This is a genomic window from Tolypothrix bouteillei VB521301 (assembly GCF_000760695.4).
GTDB lineage: Bacteria > Cyanobacteriota > Cyanobacteriia > Cyanobacteriales > Nostocaceae > Scytonema > Scytonema bouteillei_A.
The window spans coordinates 6,055,749-6,075,131 of the sequence record NZ_JHEG04000001.1; the positions used below are offsets into that span (position 1 = coordinate 6,055,749).

General features: G+C 39.2%; 15 protein-coding genes. 7 read left to right on the forward strand and 8 right to left on the reverse strand.

The window, feature by feature from the left end:
- Positions 1-296 precede the first annotated feature (296 nt).
- Positions 297-584 carry a hypothetical protein gene (locus HC643_RS24490; RefSeq protein WP_072040700.1) on the reverse strand — a complete coding sequence of 96 codons (288 nt, stop codon included), beginning with the start codon at positions 582-584 and terminating at the stop codon, positions 297-299.
- Positions 585-983: 399 nt separating this feature from the next.
- On the opposite strand from HC643_RS24490, the gene HC643_RS24495 reads away from it, so the two are divergent.
- The 4 genes from HC643_RS24495 (at position 984) to plsY (ending at position 4,585) form a co-directional block, all read left to right on the forward strand.
- Positions 984-1,781, forward strand: a complete 798-nt coding sequence (locus tag HC643_RS24495) for an MlaE family lipid ABC transporter permease subunit (protein ID WP_038076761.1) — start codon at positions 984-986, stop codon at positions 1,779-1,781.
- 39 nt (positions 1,782-1,820) lie between these two features.
- On the forward strand, positions 1,821-2,207 hold the full coding sequence (locus tag HC643_RS24500) for a DUF3119 family protein (protein ID WP_038076760.1): 387 nt from the start codon (positions 1,821-1,823) through the stop codon (positions 2,205-2,207).
- A 96-nt stretch (positions 2,208-2,303) separates the two neighbouring features.
- On the forward strand, positions 2,304-3,608 hold the full coding sequence (locus tag HC643_RS24505; RefSeq protein WP_038076757.1) for a DUF3086 domain-containing protein: 1,305 nt from the start codon (positions 2,304-2,306) through the stop codon (positions 3,606-3,608).
- 284 nt (positions 3,609-3,892) lie between these two features.
- On the forward strand, positions 3,893-4,585 hold the full coding sequence (gene plsY / locus HC643_RS24510; RefSeq protein ID WP_038089764.1) for a glycerol-3-phosphate 1-O-acyltransferase PlsY: 693 nt from the start codon (positions 3,893-3,895) through the stop codon (positions 4,583-4,585).
- A 9-nt stretch (positions 4,586-4,594) separates the two neighbouring features.
- Here the strand turns inward: plsY and HC643_RS24515 are convergent, their stop codons facing one another.
- On the reverse strand, positions 4,595-5,179 hold the full coding sequence (locus HC643_RS24515) for a Uma2 family endonuclease (protein ID WP_038089767.1): 585 nt from the start codon (positions 5,177-5,179) through the stop codon (positions 4,595-4,597).
- Between the two features lie 180 nt (positions 5,180-5,359).
- A complete protein-coding gene (locus HC643_RS24520) occupies positions 5,360-5,728 on the reverse strand; it encodes an EamA family transporter (RefSeq protein WP_038089770.1) in 369 nt (122 codons plus the stop codon).
- Positions 5,729-6,022: 294 nt separating this feature from the next.
- Between HC643_RS24520 and der the strand changes: the two genes are divergently transcribed.
- From der to HC643_RS24535, 3 genes are all read left to right on the forward strand, one after another.
- On the forward strand, positions 6,023-7,384 hold the full coding sequence (gene der, locus HC643_RS24525; protein ID WP_038089772.1) for a ribosome biogenesis GTPase Der: 1,362 nt from the start codon (positions 6,023-6,025) through the stop codon (positions 7,382-7,384).
- An 80-nt stretch (positions 7,385-7,464) separates the two neighbouring features.
- Positions 7,465-8,385 (forward strand): energy-coupling factor transporter transmembrane component T family protein, encoded by a 921-nt coding sequence (locus tag HC643_RS24530; RefSeq protein WP_038089773.1) that lies wholly within the window; start codon positions 7,465-7,467, stop codon positions 8,383-8,385.
- A 455-nt stretch (positions 8,386-8,840) separates the two neighbouring features.
- On the forward strand, positions 8,841-11,039 hold the full coding sequence (locus HC643_RS24535; RefSeq protein ID WP_050045205.1) for an L-type lectin family protein: 2,199 nt from the start codon (positions 8,841-8,843) through the stop codon (positions 11,037-11,039).
- Between the two features lie 424 nt (positions 11,040-11,463).
- Here the strand turns inward: HC643_RS24535 and HC643_RS24540 are convergent, their stop codons facing one another.
- The 5 genes from HC643_RS24540 to HC643_RS24555 all read right to left on the reverse strand — a co-directional run bounded on the left by HC643_RS24540 (position 11,464) and on the right by HC643_RS24555 (position 19,380).
- Positions 11,464-13,260, reverse strand: coding sequence for a glycosyltransferase family 2 protein (locus HC643_RS24540; protein WP_038089776.1), 1,797 nt, complete (start codon positions 13,258-13,260; stop codon positions 11,464-11,466).
- Between the two features lie 12 nt (positions 13,261-13,272).
- Positions 13,273-15,591: a glycosyltransferase gene (locus HC643_RS24545; RefSeq protein ID WP_050045204.1), complete on the reverse strand. Its 2,319-nt coding sequence runs from the start codon at positions 15,589-15,591 to the stop codon at positions 13,273-13,275.
- 236 nt (positions 15,592-15,827) lie between these two features.
- On the reverse strand, positions 15,828-17,252 hold the full coding sequence (locus HC643_RS41560; protein WP_336604407.1) for a glycosyltransferase family 4 protein: 1,425 nt from the start codon (positions 17,250-17,252) through the stop codon (positions 15,828-15,830).
- Positions 17,177-18,133: a glycosyltransferase family 2 protein gene (locus HC643_RS41565; RefSeq protein WP_237265938.1), complete on the reverse strand. Its 957-nt coding sequence runs from the start codon at positions 18,131-18,133 to the stop codon at positions 17,177-17,179. Before HC643_RS41565 ends, HC643_RS41560 begins: the two co-directional genes overlap by 76 nt.
- A gap of 101 nt (positions 18,134-18,234) precedes the next feature.
- Complete coding sequence (locus tag HC643_RS24555) at positions 18,235-19,380, reverse strand: class I SAM-dependent methyltransferase (protein WP_038089781.1); 1,146 nt, start codon at positions 19,378-19,380, stop codon at positions 18,235-18,237.
- Positions 19,381-19,383 lie beyond the last annotated feature (3 nt).

Genomic DNA, 19,383 nt, shown 5'->3' on the forward strand with positions numbered 1-19,383 from the left:
ATGTTGCGAATCTCACCGCTTTTATAAAAATTTTATATTTTCTTTAGATTTATTTTTAACCTGGTTTGTTAAAATTTAAACAGAAAGTAATAAAAAAGTATACAAATCTTCAAAGCTTAAGTTATAAAAGAGCAGACAGAGTTAATAAACTTCAAATCATACAGGATTTGCAGAGAAAAGGAATTATCTACAGGCATAGTTAAGTTCCACCTACTGTAGAAGCTAGGAGAGCAAAGGTTTAGTAAAGTTAACAATTGGGAAAATTTTTACGTATCTCTAGCGAAAAAGCAGTGGATCTAGCGTAAAATTTGACACCTGTAATAGGCGTAAACTTCAAAGAGCGCCCCAGCAACACTAAAGGTAGAACAAATAACAAATAGACCGCCAAGGGGAGTCCCACTCCCGAAGATAGAAAGAAATTCCAACAGAGGAGTTGCGATCGCATCAGTTATGGCTTGTAAACCGGGAATGTAAGCCAAAAGAGAGACACTCAGGAAGAAACTACCGATAAGAAGCATGGGAGCAACAAAACTAAAGATAATCGATAGTAAGAGAGATCGGAGAAAGTTCGTAATAATGCTCATTGGGCAAGAATAAAATAAATGAGTAGTTAACAAAGCAATCCCATTATCAATTTCTACAATAAGCGCGATCGTCCCGTTTCAGGGGAGAGTTCAAAAATCTTAAGTTTACATTAAAATACATACACAATCTCTCTCAGAGATGTTTTGCGATCCCCAAAAGGCAAATTTGCTGCGATCCAAGTACAGCAGGCATTTGACCGTAAACTGGGATTTGAGTTTAAATGAGAGCGAGTGCGAGCAACGCTTGAATTTCTGAAAAGAGCTTTAAACTTAGTTAATGAAAACAACAGGGGACGAGGGGACAAGGAGGACAAGGAAGATAGTATCTACTCTCTTGTCTACCCCCTCTCCCTTGTCTACCCAATCTAAAATTCAAACTCCAAAATCCACCCATCGCCAATGACAAATGACACATCTAAATCCAGTTTGGGAACGTGGAGTCAGCGATTGCTGGCTGCGACGTTCTTGAGTGGACAAGTCATTGTTCACTTACTTAGAGGAAAAATTCATCGGCGGAACACTTTAGAGCAACTAGCAGCTGTCGGACCGGATTCGCTGTTCATTGCCTTATTAACAGCTATTTTTGTTGGTGCAGTATTTACTATCCAGGTAGCAAGAGAATTTATTACCTTTGGTGCTGGCAATATTGTTGGTGGAGTTTTAGCTGTAGCGCTGACACGAGAACTGTCACCCGTGTTAACAGCAGTTATTATCGCGGGGCGAGTTGGTTCGGCATTTGCAGCAGAAATTGGAACAATGCGAGTTACCGAACAGATCGATGCTCTTTTGATGCTCAAAACAGACCCGATTGATTATCTTGTCATCCCTCGCGTCCTGGCTTGCTGCATTATGCTGCCCATTCTAACACTTCTATCCTTAGTAACGGGGATGCTTGGGGGAATGGCGATCGCAACAAATGTATACAATCTTTCAGATACCGTTTTTCTAGACTCAGCCCGGAATTTTTTAAACACCTGGGATATTCTGAGTGCAATGGTGAAAGCGTGTTGTTTTGGCATTCTCATTGCCGTTATAGGATGTAGCTGGGGATTAACGACAACAGGAGGAGCAAAAGGAGTGGGACAATCCACAACAACTGCTGTTGTGACTGCCTTATTGATTATATTTATTAGTAACTTCTTTCTTTCTTGGATCATGTTCCAAGGAGCCGGTAGTGCTTTAATGCAGGGGTTTTAGACCCAAATCCAAAAACCACAATCCAAAAACCAAAATCGTATGACGACTTCATACACCTCCAACTCGATATCAACCGTAGAACTTAAGCCCAGTTACAATATACCTGTGGTGCTGACGATCGCAGCAATTCCACTGCTTTTCGTGCAACCTTGGATCGGCTTATTTGTGACATTGCTTGGCTTGTTTCTGATGTTTCAGGCGGGAACAATACGTTTGAGGTTTACCGCCACCGATTTAGATATTTACAGAGGGGACAAATTAATTCGCTGCTTTCCCTATCGAGAATGGCAAAACTGGCGTATATTCTGGAATCCAATTCCCATCTTGTTTTATTTTAAAGAAATAAACAGCATTCACTTTTTGCCAATTATATTTGACCCCAAAACTCTAAAATCTTGTTTGGAAGAACGCTGTCCGCGCAATTAGTGTTAAGCCATCCTTAAACTTGGCACATAGCACTTAGGGCTGTATATTTCTGAAAGCTATTAACTCGCGTCCTAAAAGTTAAACTATTGTTATTTTATGAACTCAGAGGAATTTCAAACACCAAAACCAACTGATGAACCATTGATGACAAACCAAGAGCAAGAAATACAATCTGAACAACCAGATCAATCATCTGTGGAGTCGGTGGTAGAAATATCAGCGTCAAATCCCCAAGTTGAGACACAAGATCGACCCGCTTCTGTTTTATCCGTATCAGATGTAGAACCAACAGATATAACAGTTGGATCGACAGAAGAATCAACCACCGAGGGAGTGACGCAGTTAGAACAAGAAATTCCCACCCTGAGGTCAAACATAACATCAGAATCAGATAAGAGTCGCGAAGAAGTAGAAGCAGCGCAACGTCTCCAAGAGTTGCAACGCCAAGAACAAGCACTTAGAAGAGAAATAGTTAATCTACAAGCATCGTACAAAACCCTCCAATCGCAATTGGGGGAAACTCAAATGGCGATGTCACAATTGGTACAAGAAGCTTTGTCTCAGTTAGAACAACGCAAACAGGCGCTGCAAATTTCCGTAGAACAACTCGAACGCCGTCAAGAACGCATTCGGAACGAAATGCGGACAACTTTTGCGGGTTCTTCCCAAGATTTAGCAATTCGGGTACAAGGTTTTAAAGATTACCTGACAGGGAGTCTGCAGGACTTAGTCGCAGCAGCAGAACAGATGCAACTGGTGTCACCATCAAAACCAGAACCAGAAGTGCTTGAGGTGAGAGAGGTTAGATCGGAAGTTAAGCAGAAGGAACCGCAATCCATAACACCTCAATTTGCCCAACAGCAGTTTCAGGACACAATTAAACAAGTTCGCCGTTTGATTGACCAGTACCGCACCAAACCAGATTACTACGGTCCGGCTTGGCAACTGCGTCGCACCTTTGAACCAATTCATGCAGAACGAGTATCCAATTGGTTCTTTAACCAAGGGGGTCGAGGGGCTTTACGTACAATGGGTAGTCGGTTGCAGAATATTTTGATTGCCTCAGCAGTTATTTCAATCTTAAACAAACTTTATGGCGATCGAGTACGGACCTTAGTATTAGCAAATACACCAGAGCGTCTCGGAGAATGGCGGCGGGGTTTGCAAGATTGCTTGGGAATAGGTCGTCCTGACTTTGGACCCGATAGAGGCGTGGTATTGTTTGAAACACCAGAAGCCTTAGCACAAAAAGCAGAGAGACTGGAAAAAGCCAATTTATTGCCCTTGATTGTAATTGACGATTCTGAAGAGCAAATTAGCTTAGCATTGCTACAATTTCCGCTATGGCTAGCTTTTGCTCCTGACCCTAAAATGATGAGAACTTATGATGATGATTTTTAATGGCTAATAGCTAATGGCTGATGGCTGATGGCTAATGGCTGATGGCTAATGGCTAGTGGCTGATGGCTAATGGCTGATGGCTAATGGCTGATGGCTAATGGCTAATGGCTAATGGCTGATGGCTAATGGCTGATGGCTGATGGCTGATGGCTAATGGCTAATGGCTGATGGCTGATGGCTGATGGCTAATGGCTAATGATTGATGAAAGACTGGTAATTAACAATTGACAATTAGCTATTAGCTATTAGCTATTAGCTATTAACAATTAGCATTTTTTAAAATTATGACGACTTGGTTAAGTTTGTGCGGGGCGGTTTTGGTTTTGGCTTACCTACTGGGTTCGATACCTACGGGGTACACGGTAGGTAAGCTTCTTAAGGGTATTGATATTCGGGAAGTTGGTTCTGGTTCGACTGGTGCAACTAACGTACTCAGAACCTTGGGAACCGGACCGGGGGCTTTTGTTCTACTGGTGGATTGTTTGAAGGGAGTCTTGGCAATAGTCCTTGTTTACTGGTTTTTTAATTTTGCCTCAAGTCAAAGCTTTGTTCCTCCAACGGTAGATCTTCAATTATGGCAACCTTGGATGGTGACTTTGGCTGGTTTATTTGCTGTCTTGGGACATAGCAAATCTATATTTTTAGGCTTTAGTGGTGGTAAGTCAGTTGCTACCGGTTTGGGGCTTTTGCTGTCTATGAATTGGATGGTTGGTTTGGGAACAGCAGGTGTGTTTGCTGTTGTTGTGGCAATCTCTCGGATTGTTTCTTTGAGTTCTATTGCGGGTGCGATCGCAGTTCCTATTTTGATGGTAGTTCTACATCAACCACTACCCTACGTTTTATTTGGAGTTGTTGGTGGCTTATATGTCATTTGGCGTCACAGCAGCAATATTCAACGTTTGCTAGCGGGGACTGAACCAAAGATTGGGCAGAAGGTTCAGGTTGAAGTAAAATCAACCGCAAATTCAGCTAGTTAGATTTTTAAATCATTTACCAACAAGCACTTGTTTGGCATCTAAATCTAACTCTGGGAAAGTAGGAGAAATAATGTGTTCTTCTCCTACGTAAGTTATAGCATCATAAAAGCCTTCTACTAAGATGCACACTGTTATGACTTCTTGAATGGGATCGACAATCCAGTATTCAGGAATTCCAAGGACGGCATATTCGGAACGCTTACTTCGATAATCGGTGATTCTAGTAGATTCACTGACTACTTCGACTACAAGAATGGGCGGTGGTTCGTTAAGTTCGATAACTGCTTCCCGATTAGACAGCGCATCCCACTGTTCTACAGGTAAAACTACTACGTCTGGAACTCTTGATGTATCCCAACGCCCTCCACGTGGCGAACGAACTCCAACTGAGAATTTTTGTGCCGTCCAATTCCTTTCCATTTTGGCACTTTCATCATCAAACTTTCGTTCTAAAAACTTGGATATTCTACCATGTTTGCCAGTTCCAAGACTCATGGGAATTAATTCTCCATCAACTAGTTCGTATTGAGTATCTGTGCCATCGTTATATTGGAGGTACTCTTCAAAAGTCAGTTTTTTAATTGCGGCGGTCATTGCGATCGCACTCCTTATTGAGGACTGAATACAGCTATCATATTCTGAGTACTACTCTATCTTAAGTCGCTACTTCGGCAAGTTCTATAAGGGGAAGCGATCGCAGTTCTTATTTTGATGCTACTTTTGCATCAACCACTACCACTAGTTCTGTTTGGAGTTGTTGGTGGCTGGTAGTAATTATTTTTGCCAAACGACTAATATCACTCCACTAACAATTAAACCCAAGCCTACTAAACGTACAAGAGGAATTGATTCTTTGAATATGAAGTAACCTAACAAAACTGAGAAAACATAAACTAAAGATGCAGAAGGACCTGCAACGCTCAAATTGACTCTAGTCAAAAGCAGTATGTAGGCTAGAGCACCTAAACCATAACAGGCTAGCCCTGCTATTAACTCAGGTGTTGTGGCTATGCTGAGAATATGACTCACCGTATTGGCTGAATTCACTTTTCCCAACTTAACTGCACCTAACTTTAAAAAAAACTGCCCTGCGACACTCACTAAGACAGACATTAATAGTAAACAGAATTCTTGCCAATTCATACAGTCTCATCAATTTATTTATTAAGAACCGCTAGTGCAAGCGATGATAACTAAAATTTATATAATTTTCCCGTGTTATAGCAATCGTATTTGATTTTTGAAATATATGTAGTAGGTAGGTCTATGCCGCATATTTGCTGTTGATGAGCATTACCTACCCTACAATACTTAAAATTTTTCACAAATCATTTATGATTACTATATATCTCATCAGAGGCAATACAACTGTTTGCGTAAAATTTAGTCTAAGCTAGCTAAAATAAAGATTTGGAGCATTGTGCATCCGTAATTATTATGCGTCTTCCTATCGTAGCTATTATTGGTCGCCCTAATGTGGGCAAATCTACCTTCGTCAACCGTTTGGCTGGAGAACAGTCTGCTATTGTACATGATGAACCGGGTGTAACTCGCGATCGCACTTACAGAGAAGCATACTGGAACGATCGCGATTTTTTGGTTGTAGACACGGGTGGTTTAGTATTTAATGACGACACGGAATTTTTACCGTTGATTCGCCAACAGGCAATGGCAGCTTTACAAGAAGCAAGCGTTGCTATCTTTGTGGTAGACGGTCAGACAGGACCGACACCCGCCGATGAAGAAATTTCGGAGTGGTTGCGACAACAAACAGTTCCCGTCCTGTTAGCTGTAAATAAGTGTGAATCCCCAGAACAAGGCTTAATTCAAGCTGCTGAATTTTGGGAATTGGGATTGGGGGAACCTTTTGCCGTTTCTGCCATTCATGGTAGCGGAACGGGGGATTTACTTGATGCGCTCATAACTTATCTTCCTGAAACCAAGGACATCCCAGCAACGGAGGAAATTAAAGTCGCAATTGTGGGACGACCAAATGTCGGCAAATCAAGTTTGTTGAATGCTTTTGTCGGAGAAGAAAGAGCGATCGTGAGCCCAATTTCTGGTACCACCCGCGATGCGATTGACACGGTTGTGGAACGCGACGGGAAAACTTATCGCTTAATTGATACCGCCGGGATTCGCAAAAAGAAAAATGTGGAATACGGTCCGGAATTCTTTAGCATTAACCGTGCTTTCAAAGCAATTCGTCGTGCTGATGTGGTTTTATTGGTCATAGACGCCCTAGATGGAGTGACCGAGCAAGACCAAAAGTTAGCCGGACGCATTATTGAAGATGGTCGAGCTTGCGTCCTGGTTGTTAATAAATGGGATGCTGTAGAAAAAGATTCTTACACTATTTACGATTACCAAAAACATTTGGAAGAGCGACTGCACTTTACTGAATGGGCAGAAATCATCTTTGTCAGCGCTTTGACCGGGCAAAGAGTCGAGAAGATTCTAGAATTGGTTGATAGAGCTGCTCAATCTCACAAACGTCGCGTGAGTACAGCAGTTGTTAACGAAGTTTTGGAAGAAGCTATCGGCAGACACACTCCACCCGTTTCTCGTTCCGGTCGTCAGGGTAGAATTTATTACGGAACTCAAGTTAGCACTCAGCCGCCTACAATAGCATTATTTGTTAACGAAGCTAAACGCTTTAACGACAACTACCGCCGTTATATTGAGCGACAATTTCGTCAGAATTTGGGCTTTCAAGGGACTCCCATTCGCATACTGTGGCGAAGCAAGAAAACCCGTGATGTTGAAAGTACCAATGCAAATCGAGCTACACGCGTTTAGAATTATGAATTATGAATGATGAATTATGAAGTCAAGATTCTACATTCATAATTCATAATTTATAATTCATAATTCATACAATGGATTTACTGCGATCGCTTCCAATTGGTCTTTATTTAGAACAACCACAAACTTGGCTGCACAAGCTAGACCCGCGTGTCAAGTTTTTTTGGTTGATGAGTTTTCTGACAACCTATTTATACGCCAACAATTTTTGGCGCGTACTGCTGGTTGTTATCTTAATTCTGGCAACTTTAATTGCTCGGATTCCCAGACGGGTTTGGGGACAGCAAATGGGTTGGCTGTTAGTTTTGTGCTTTTTTGTGCTTTTAATTTTATCTGTTAGCCCCGATGGTTACGGTATAAATTACCATCCACGTTTGCCTACCAAACAAGCTGTGGTGAAACAAACTACTCCTGCTCCTGTAGTAGCGCCTCTACCGGGAAGTACGCGACAGGATTATAACTACGTGTTGTTTGATAAAGCACCTGTGAGAGTCTCTCGCCACTCTGTCGATTTGGCTATCCGTGTTAGTACAATGGTATTTACATTAATATATAGTACAAATTTATACTTATTAACAACGGCTCCAGAGGAAATTACAGCCGCTATAGAAAACTTGATGCAACCACTGCAAAGGTTGAAAATACCTGTTACTGAAATTACTTTGACATTGACTTTGTCTTTGCGGTTTATTCCTCTTGTTTTGGAAGAGATTCAGAACTTGATCCGTTCTATTATGACCAGGGCAATTAATTGGAAAAAATTGGGATTAAAAGGAGCAGTTAAAGTTTGGATGCTCGTTGCAGAAAGACTTTTGGAAAATTTACTCCTTAGGGCAGAACAAATGGCAAATGCGATGATGGTAAGAGGTTTTACCAGCCCTAGCGAACATCGAGTCCAGTGGCATAATTTACGTTTGGGAAGACGTGACTGGTTAGCGATCGCATTTCTGATCCTATTTTGGGGTGTGCGATTGGCAATAGGAACAGATGTATAAATTATTATTATAGGAATAATCTTGTATTGCTGGTTACAGCAGTGGTATTTTCATAAGGATAATAAATCTTATTCAGGGTTGTGCGTCTAAATTAGTACAGCACTGTGTTTTGTTGTGCATAGGATAAGGGATTTCCAAGAGATTATAGTTATTTAATCTTGTGGGACGGGCGTCTTCGCTCGTTATATACTAGTGGCGGGATAGAACGCTTCACCATAAGGAAAAATTGAATATTTTTGAATTGGAAGTCTCTAAGATCCAAGTCATCAAAGTTAAAGCACAAGAGCTACACAGAAAAAGTTTACAAGAGGCTAACCTTCTTAAAAAAATCAAGAAAGATACGCGCTCGATACCGTTTGTATAAATTTGTATAGATTGGAAATCTAAGGTTTCGGTTAACAATACAGTTAATCGAGGGATTGCTTTTCATTAGCAAAACTGTTGGAGCTGGAATTATGACAGACAACATTTTAACCGAAAGCTTTATCGGTAGCGATGTTACCCAAAAGAGTTGGATATTTGGTCACACAGGAGACTCTCTTGACCCTTTTCTAACTGCTCGTAGCGGACCTGCGCCAGTTGGAGGTTTGCCTGGTGGATCGACGGCGATCGATCCAGAAGGTAGTGGTGCTCTTAGGCTGACAAATAACTTAGAGTCACAAAGTACTTTTGTCCTTTACAACCAGCCTATCAATAGAGCGAGTGGTTTGTCCATTAACTTTGACCTCTACTCCTATGGGGGAACTGGTGCAGATGGAATCAGTTTCTTCTTGATTGATGGCAGTGCAAACCCAACAACGGCTGGCGCATCTGGTGGTTCGTTGGGTTACTCTTCGCGAAGCGTCGATCCTATTGAAGACGGTATAGTTGGAGGCTATATTGGTATTGCCTTTGATGAGTTTGGTAACTTCTCCGATCCAGTAGCTGGTTCAGATGGACCGGGTCTACGACCAGATTCTGTTGCAATCCGGGGTAGTCAAGCAACAAATTACAAATATTTGACAGGAACTACAGTACCAGAAGGCACTAGTATTGATAACCCTGGCGATGGTGCAACTCGCGCTAATTCCAAACGCAATGTTCAGATTGATCTGACTCCAGAAGGGTTAGTGTCGGTTCAGATGGATCTGAATAACAATAATGTTTTTGATGACAATGAAAAACTGATTACCAATTTTAACGTAACTGCTGAATCAGCAAACAACGCTCCTTTACCGCAAACCTTTAAATTTGGGTTTTCTGCTGGAACGGGAGACTTAACTAATGTTCACGAAATTAACAACTTTAGAACGAGTACACTCACGGGTTCTTATATTCCTTTGGTAAATATTGCTAATACCAATGTGAATACTGTGCCTGAAAATGGAAATTTAACTATCACTACCCAACTCGATCGCCCAACTTCAAGTGAAGTCACTATACCTCTCACTTTATCAGGTACAGCAGTTAACGGTGTTGATTACAATATTCCCACCTCTATTACCTTTGCACCAAATCAACAGACAGCTAGCGTTACCCTGACACCTGTTGATAATACGGGTCTTGCACCTAATAAAACGGTTGCGATCGCGTTAGGAACACCAACCAACGCTCAACTCAGCCCTCAGAACAATAACTTCACCGTCACAATTCTTGACAATGACGACCCTGCATTACAAGGGTCTTTCAATTTTGAAAACCAGCTTCGCGTTTTGGTCAATCGAGGTAATGACTTAGTTACCTTGTTGTACGACGACCAGTACTATCTCAGTAACAATCCTGATGTAGCAGCTGCCGTTGCTAACGGTCAATTCAGCAGTGGCTTTCAACACTTCCAGCAGTTTGGTCGCTTTGAGGGACGCGATCCGAGTATAATATTTAGTAATAGCTTGTACTTGAGCCAGAATCCAGATGTTGCAGCTGGTGTTGCCCAAGGGTCTCTTCGCAGCGGTTTTGAGCATTTCATTAACTATGGGTTTAAGTCTTACGAACATCGAGATTTAAGAATGCTATCCTTTGACGAAGGTTACTACTTATCTCAAAATCAAGATGTGTTGGCAGGAGTCAGAGCAGGAGTATTTGATAGTGGGTTTGAACACTACCTGTTATATGGACAAAAAGAAGGGCGCAACCCCAGTCGTGAGTTTAATGAAGCTTATTACTTAGCCAACAACCCAGATGTGAGTGATGGTGTCACACAAGGCTTTTTTCAAAGTGGCTTCGATCATTATATTCGCTTTGGGATATATGAAGGGCGAAATCCCATCAGTACCTTTGACAATAGCCAGTATGTATCTGCAAATTTAGATGTAGCAACAGCCGTTACTCAAGGTAACTTCTTGAGAAGTGGGACAGAGCATGCTGTAAGATATGGGCAATATGATGGTCAGGCGTTCTTACCACAGGTATTTGACGAACAGTATTATTTGACGCAAAATCCAGATGTAGCTGCTGGTGTTACTCAAGACATATTGACGGGCGGCTTGGATCACTATATAGTATACGGACAAAAAGAAGGGCGTCGCCCCAGTACGTCTTATGATGAAAACTTCTATTTGACTAGGTACTCAGATATAGCTAACGGAGTTGCACAAGGATTTTTTAAGAGCGGCTTCGAGCACTTCATTCTATATGGACGAGCAGAAAATCGATTAGGGGTCAGTAGTCTACCATAGAAATTTTGACAGATTGAGTTGGTCTAGCTCCCGGACTTCTGTGAGGACACAGCTGGCGAATTGATTTTAAAGAAGGCAGAAGTCCTCTCGTCTGAGGGTAGAAGGTTCCCCACGCACGCCATATGCTTTAACCGGGGGAACCCCGCCAACGCAAGCATACTTTTGAAATTGAAAGTTAGTAAAAGCAGGATATTGCCAATCCCGATTTATACCAGACAATATCACCTTCACCTACCTCACCCTTGAAGGGTGAGGATTGCTCAAGCCAATTTGAGGAACGTAAGTGGTGATTACCGCATTGAGACACAGTTTGGATGACAACTAAACCCAACGTTATTGATTTTTGATAATAAGTGTTAGTTTTATTGTTCAATAACTTAGTTTAGAAGCGCTATTTACAAATATTTATAATTTGCTAAATTTACTAAAATAATTCAAAATTAGGAGAGTTGGAAGACAGATTTATATTATAGTACGGGTCTTTTTCCAAAGTTTTAAAGTAGTTTTGCCATCTTTTGTTAAATATCTTGACATCTTCCGCTCTTAAGCCTTCTTTTTGAGTCCTTGTTAATTCGTAGTAAATTAACTGAGAATAGGGCGTTACTACGTTTCGATATCCAGCTTGATGAGCTTTCAAGCATAAGTCTATATTATTGTAGTTAAAAGAAAACTCTTCATTTAAACCTCCTAACTCTTGGAACACCTCTGTTCGTATCATTAAGCAAGCAGCAGATACGGCTAAGTAGTTTTTATTGACGATATTTGAACAAAAATAACCAGGGTATTCACTGTCAAAATCGTAGAAGGCGTGATAAGGATTTCCTTGGAGAATCACAATCCCGACGTGCTTTATTCTTTTATCGGGTGACAAAAGTTTTGCCCCTACTGCACCAATCTCTCTCTGTTGTGCGAATTCTACCATTGACTCCAGCCAATCCGGTTTAATCACCTGCACATCATCACTTAGTAAAAGTAAGAATTGCCCTTTAGCTTTGGCTGCTCCTATGTTGACTCGCTTAGATAAGTTCGACGTTTCATCACAAGAAATTTGTTGCACATTAACAGATGAAATTGCCTCTAGAGTTATCTCTGGAATATCATCTCCACTAACCACAATAATTTCAAAATTGTGATAAGTACTAACTTGCTTAATACTACGGATACAATTTTCCAAAAGACACAAAGAACCAGAAGGGGTATCAATGCTTTTTCCCGAACTGGGAATTATTATACTAATCAAGGGATGCCCAACAATATTGCGTCGAATTCTGTAGATTCCTTGGTTAGCAGTCATTTCTACAATCCCTGGATATGCCGAACGTTCTAACATATTTTCTAGCGCCTTTTGAGCAGCAATATATGCCCAAGGCTTAGCATCTGCTCCCGATGCAGCTGAGGCTGGAATAGCTCGCCAGTGATAAAGAATTTTGGGTATGTGATAGATGTTTTGAGTTTTTTCTACAACTCTCAGTACAAGATCGTAATCCTGAGAACCGTCATACTTGCTACGAAAACCACCAATTTCACGGATAAGTTTAGCCCGATATACACCTAGATGACAGGTGTACATACAGGAATAAAAATACTCTGGAGACCAGTCCGGTTTGAAAAATGGTTCGTAACGGTTACCTTTAGTATCTACCTTATCTTCGTCACTATAAATAAAATCTGCATTAGGGTGTTCGTTAATAAGCTTGGCATTTTCAAATAATGCATTAATAGCTAATTCATCATCGTGATCTAGAAGGACGATGTAGTCTCCTGTAGCCAATTCTAGAGCTGAGTTACTAGCAGCTGAAATGTGCCCGTTTTCTTGACGGAATACAACTTTTATTCTTGAATCAAGTTTACTGTATTTATCTAAAACTGTGCGAATATGAGGTTTGGTTGAGGCATCATCAGCAATACAAAGCTCCCAATCTGGATATATTTGATTGCAAACAGATTCAATTGCTTTCTTCAGCCATTGTTCCTCTACGTTGTAAACAGGGACAATAACCGAAAATTTAGGTCGAATTTGCCACTGGGCAATTTGTACCTGAGCAGATGCAATATCTTGTTTAGTTAAGCGATTTGCTCTTATCCATTTTTGATAGTTTTTCTTGCCTTGAAATTTACGTGCAATACGTTCATATAGGAAACGCAACAGGTGTTGGATTCCTCTTTCTTTCCATACAAGCTTAAGTTTTCTCAGCTTTTTAATAATATTATAAAATTTCATTAGCATCTTTATTTATGACTCATTTGTTGGCAAACCGAGCTTTCGCTTAATCTTTAACCAGAGTGTTCGTAACCTCCAAAATTTACTGGTTTCCATTGCGGCAATTCGCTCTCTTGATTGTTGCAACTGAAATTCCAATTCTTTGAATTTTGCAACTAAATTTTGTTGTCTTTCATCTTGCACTTTTGTTGATTGTAAAAGTTGCTGTGTAGCTGTTAGCAGCATATATATTTGGCGAGGAGACCATTCTGAAGGAGGTATTTGAGATAGGTATTGGCGTAAGTAATACTGTTGTTGCTCTTCAACTGCACCGCGAATCATTGAATCAGGACGTATCCTGTATTCGTAGAGCGGGTAAGGATAGTAAGTAATTTTTTCTTTGGTTGCAACTGCAGCCGCCATAAGTCCCCAATCGTGTGTCCGAACTTCTTTATCTTCAGGATGTGTAAATTTCCTCAAAAAGTTTATAGAAAATAGCGAACAAGCATCTCCACAAATATTTGTTCTCAGAACGCTCGGTATATAACCACCTGTAAAGATATAATATCCCGAACTCAAATCAAAATCTTTTTTGATACAAGTAGTAATGGTAGCTTCAGAACTTTGAGCAGCACTCACAAACTTTTCTATCCCAAACGGTAGCAGCACATTATCAGCATCAAGTGGTAAGAAATAATCTCCTGTCGCCCGGTTAATTAAATAGTTACGAGCCGCACCTAAACCAATGTTTTTTTCTAAAGAAATGAAGCTATAATTTGTAAAAATTGACTGACATTGCTTAAAAATTTCGTTAGTATATTCATCTGTGGAAGCATCATTCAACACAAAAACTTCTAAATTTTGATAGGTTTGCTTGTCTACACTGGTCAAACATTCCATCAAATACTTGCCCAAGTTGTAACAAGTGACTCCTATCGTAACTTTTGGATTGGTATTCGTTACGATCGCACCTTCTGTGTACGATTGTTCAATATGGTATAATTTTCGCTTAATTAAATTCTGGTTAGTTTTTATCAGAATATTTTTATCGGGAACTTCTATGACTTCTGAGTTGGTAGAAAGTAATTTTACAATTTGAGTATAAAGAGAATAGGAGTTCTTTGGTTGAAACCAGTAAACTTCAGAGAAACGGTTTATGAGATTAAGTGTTTCCCGAAAGCCATCTATATCTGAAACAATCAATCTCACTGGTAATTGCCCAACTTCTAAAGTACTATTGGGAAAATTTTCCTGCGAACTAGTCAGACATACAATTGGATGGTGTAAGCTACTTACTAAATTCAGTGCTTCTTGACTGGATAAATCTGAGAAAATATCATACCTAATGTGATGTTTGCCTATTTTTTCTGCAATATATTCCTGACTAGTTAGATGTTTTAATTTTGAGGATTGAAGTTGAACTATTTTTCCTAAAAAAATAATATGTATTTGGTTAGTTAGTGAATCTTCTAATAGACTAATTGCTTCTAGAAACTCACTTAGACCTTTTCTTTCTTCTAACCGACCAAAAAAAATAATTGGTATACTATTTGCAGCTAGTTTTTCTAGTGCTCCGTTCAAATGACTTTGTTTTTTCTGAAAAGATTCTATTATAGGTATGAAATTTGGCATATGAATAGCATGGGAAACATTCCATCCATAGCTAGAAACTTTTGATTGCAAATAGTAGGACGGAAAAAAAGGTAAATCAGCGTTTTCGTATGAGTATTGTTCGTAGTGACAAACTTGCAAAAAGTCAAGTGAATTCGTAGGTGTATAAGTTTCATTAACTTCATAAAGCCACTCGTGCCCGCTATGTAATGTGACGCCAGTAGTACACTTATTTCCAAGTAAATTTGATTCTTTTGCCTGAATAGTACGGTATCCAAGTCCCAACCACTCATGAAACTCAATATAAATTTGATAGTTTTGAAAGGTGTTAACCAAGGCTTGAGTGAAGAACAAGCAGCAAAAACTTTGATAATCTATTGAATTTGATTTAGTAGCTGCTAAAATATCAAAATGAATGGGTTGAAGAGTTAGAATTTCCTGAATTTCATAAATAGTGAATACATTTTTTATATGCGATAATTGTGGATTTTCTGCAAGATTAACTTCCTTGTTACATAATAACAAGATAATATACCAACCTTCTGATGCCAGGTTTTCACTCAAATTTCTATAATAAGTACCAATTCCACCATTTTTAAAAAAGCCTTCGTACTCATTAGTTACTAAGAGGGCGATCTTTTGATTGTCTTCTATAAAGAAAGAATTTTGAATATTAGTTTGAAATTTCAATTCGTACTCATTCTCTGATAATATTCTTAAAGATTCTTGTTTCTCTGCCATAATTTGGATTGCTTTTCTAGTTTTTCTATATACATAGTATAATTGCTTGTTTCAGGTTAAATTGACATTAAGTTATAATCCAAAAAGCAAGAGAAATAGACCTCAAACAAAAAATAAAATAAACACAGGCTCTCCTTCTGGTGTTTTCATTTAAAGTTTCTTGGCAGATGCTATCTATATTTTTTCTAAAGAAGACTAAAGATTGAGGATTTACTAAATATTATTGAATTATCAATTCATGGTTCTTCTTGTGTTAAACCTAGCTTCTGCTTAATCTTAAACCACAGTCTCCGGATTTTCCAAAATTTGGAAGTTTCCATTGCATTCTTTCTGTGCCAAAGTGTATTCCTTTCGTGCTCAATATGGCATTTTTCCTGTTCGATTCTATGTTTCTCCTGCTCAATATGACATTTTTCTCTCCAGATAATTTCTAACAATTTTTCTTGAGATGTATGTTCCAGTACAAAAACTAGCAATTCCTCAGCTATACTAAGGTTAACTTCGACATCGAGATCTGATTTCCGCAATGTTATTGCTTCTGCAAAAATAGACTCCATGCGATCGACCATAGCATCTAAGGAAAAATATTCGGCAATGCGCTGACGGGCTGAAAAGCCAATTTTATCGCGTAACTCTGGATTTTGGATCGACGGTACTAAAACTTCTAAATAAGCTTGTAGTTCATCTGCATCACCCTTACCCTTATCAATTAAAAACCCGGTTCCTGGTATAACTAGTTCGCTTTGTCCCCCGACATTTGAAGCCACCACAGATAACTTCATTGACATAGCTTCATAAATTGCTAAGGAGATGCCTTCATATTCTGTAGGTAATAGTAAAATGTCAGATGCAGAGTAAAAATCAACCATTTGCTCTGGTTGAACTGGTGGTAAAATGAGGAAAAACTGCTGCAACCCAAGCTGCTCAATTTTAGCTTGCATCTCAGGCAGCAAGTAGCCTTGTCCCAAACAAATAACTACCACTTTCAAAGATTTCTTGGCAAGTTCCCGGACAATGTCAACTACAAAAAATGGACGTTTTTGGGGAACAATCCTAGCAGGAAATAGGAGCACGACTGTATCGTCAGAAATTTTCAACTGCGATCGCAATGCCGTTCGTTTTTCATAACTAGGTGTCCATTTGTCAACATCTTCATTGGTGTAACAAACTCTTAATTTAGGTTTAGTATCTGGTTTCAACTTCTGGTAAAACTCAGCTAACCATTTTGACGAAACTATTTGACAATCTAACAACTGGCTGAATTGGCAAGAAACTCTAGGATAACCGCACTGACGCCAACCTGGATCGTCACAATGGACATAATCAACAAAAGCAACATGAGGAAATTCTTTACGTAGGAAGGGTAATAGATAATACGCAATATAAGAATTAGAAATATAGACAACATCAATTTGACGAGACTCTATTATGTAGCGTGCGAAGGTAAGCCAGTGAGTCTCATGCAAAAAATTAGCTAGATGGAAAATGTTTGGCGTAACAGCATAAAAGTGTTGATGCCAAGAATGCTCGGATTTTAAAGTTGTAGCAATAGTGATATCGTAACCTCTATCAGCTAACAGGCTAATTAAATCGAGATTGAACTTATCTGCTCCACCAACTTCAAGATGCGGAAAGAAACAGAGAATGCGCTTCCCCGATATCTGGTTTTCAAGTTTATTTTTGAAAGGAACTTGAAAGGTTTTAAAATCAACATCAAAAGCTGAGATTTTTTTAATTCTAAATTTGAAAATTGATTTTTTACAAAAAACTCTTGATAGCGTGACTGAATTAACTCTATGACTTGTCTTTCACGTGTAGCATCTCCACGAGATGTTAAGAAAAGACGAGAATTATTACGACGATAGCAATGTAAATATTCTGGTATTGTCCATCCTTTTTGATGATTGACTATTGCTTTTAGCCATCTTTCCCAATCTTCATAAAACCTTAAATTTTCATCGAATCCACCTAACTTATCAAAATCCGCTTTTCTATACATCAACATGACTGTAACCCAGTTATGTTGAATAAAGGCAGAAGTTTGTTGAAATCCGTGATTCCACCAATATTCTTGCTGTTGAAATCCTACACAGTAGGAATTAACAAAAGAAAATTCTGGATGAGTTTCTAGAAACAGAACGCACTTCTCTATGTAAGTTGGATCGATTAAATCGTCCAAATCCATAAAAAATAAGTATTTACCTGACGCTTGGGATATTGCTGTGTTTCTTCCTGTAGCTATCCCGTGATTCAAATTATGATATATTGTCTTGATTTTTAAAGATCTTTGTGTAAGAGAGCTGAATAGATCGATGGCATTTGGCTCGGTAGAACCATCATCTACTATAATCCATTCAAAGTCTTGAAAAGTTTGGTTCTTCAGACATTGATAAGTTTCTTCAAAATATTTATATTCATTGAAAAAAGAAGAAATGATAGATACTATAGGAGTAGGATTAGCAGAAGGGGAATAATTAAAATCTCTAGATTTTAATAGTTCGATGAATTGAGCAATGTTTTGAGAGGGTTTGACTTCAGACATAATGCCCTACATTCTTTATTAACTATAGTCCAAAAAACGTTGAGATTTGAGACAACTGTGTTCTTAAGTTTCGGTGCTTTTTGTTGACAAGCACTCTAGTTCTAGAGGAGTTTATTGGAGTTAGATTGTGAATGCTGTTGTTCTACCTGAATTTGCTGTAGTCGCTCTAGCGATTGCTCTAATTTAGCTTGGGTTTGTTGTAACTGGAATTCTAATCTTTCAATCTGTGGCTGAGCCTCCTCTGCTTTTTGCTTCCAATTATGATACTGGATTTCAAGCCACTCTTTACCTGCTTGAAGTTTTTGTATCCAAGCTTGTGAGTCTTCCCATTGTCTTTGATTTTCTTCTGCTTGCTGTTTCCAAATCTCGTATTGAGATTGCAGCCAAATTTTACTATTTTGTAGTTCTTTGACAAGAGACTGGGAGTGTTTCAGTTTTTCCTGCGTTTGTTGCAGTTTCAATTCCAATTGCTCAATCTCACGAGAATTGTCTTGAGATTGAGATGAAGTTCGTTTAACTTTTTTAGGTTTTTGGAAGACACACACACAATTCCAAGCTTCTTGGTGCTGCTCTTTCATTATCAGTTGGCAATACTCCACCATTCTCCGTAAAGAGTCGGGACTATGGTAATAATACTGCCCTAAAGTACATTTACCACCTTGATACCATTGATTATTCTCTTCAATCCTTTCCCAAGATTCTGGAACGGAGTTTATCGCATAATGACATACACCCTCCGCACCCGGAGTAAGAACGCGATAAATTTCTTGGGTATATGGAAATGTATCTTCTAAGGCAATATGCACAAATACATCAAAGCTAAAGAAAAAATCTATGCTTTCATTGGGAATTTGATGAAAATCAAAACCGTTGGCTAGTACATACTCAACATTAAAGATTCCTAAAGACTCACAACGCTCCTTCGTTCTTTTCAACATCTCTTCAGAGACATCTAAAACAATAAGTTTTTTGACTTTTGGCGCTATTCGAACAGTCCACTTTCCACCACCAGGTCCTACTTCTAAAACAGTCTGTTCCGCTCTAAGAAAGCGCTCGGCATACATGGTAAAATAAAAATTATCTCGCTTTCGTTCTAGCGTATCGTCATCGTTCCATTCTTCACCTAAATAAGAATATTTATTGCCAAATTCTTCCTCCCACGTTTGACTATATTGATTCCAATCTTTTGCATAACGATTGGTTTGATTGTTTATACTATTTAAGTCTTGTTCTTCTAAGTTATTCATACT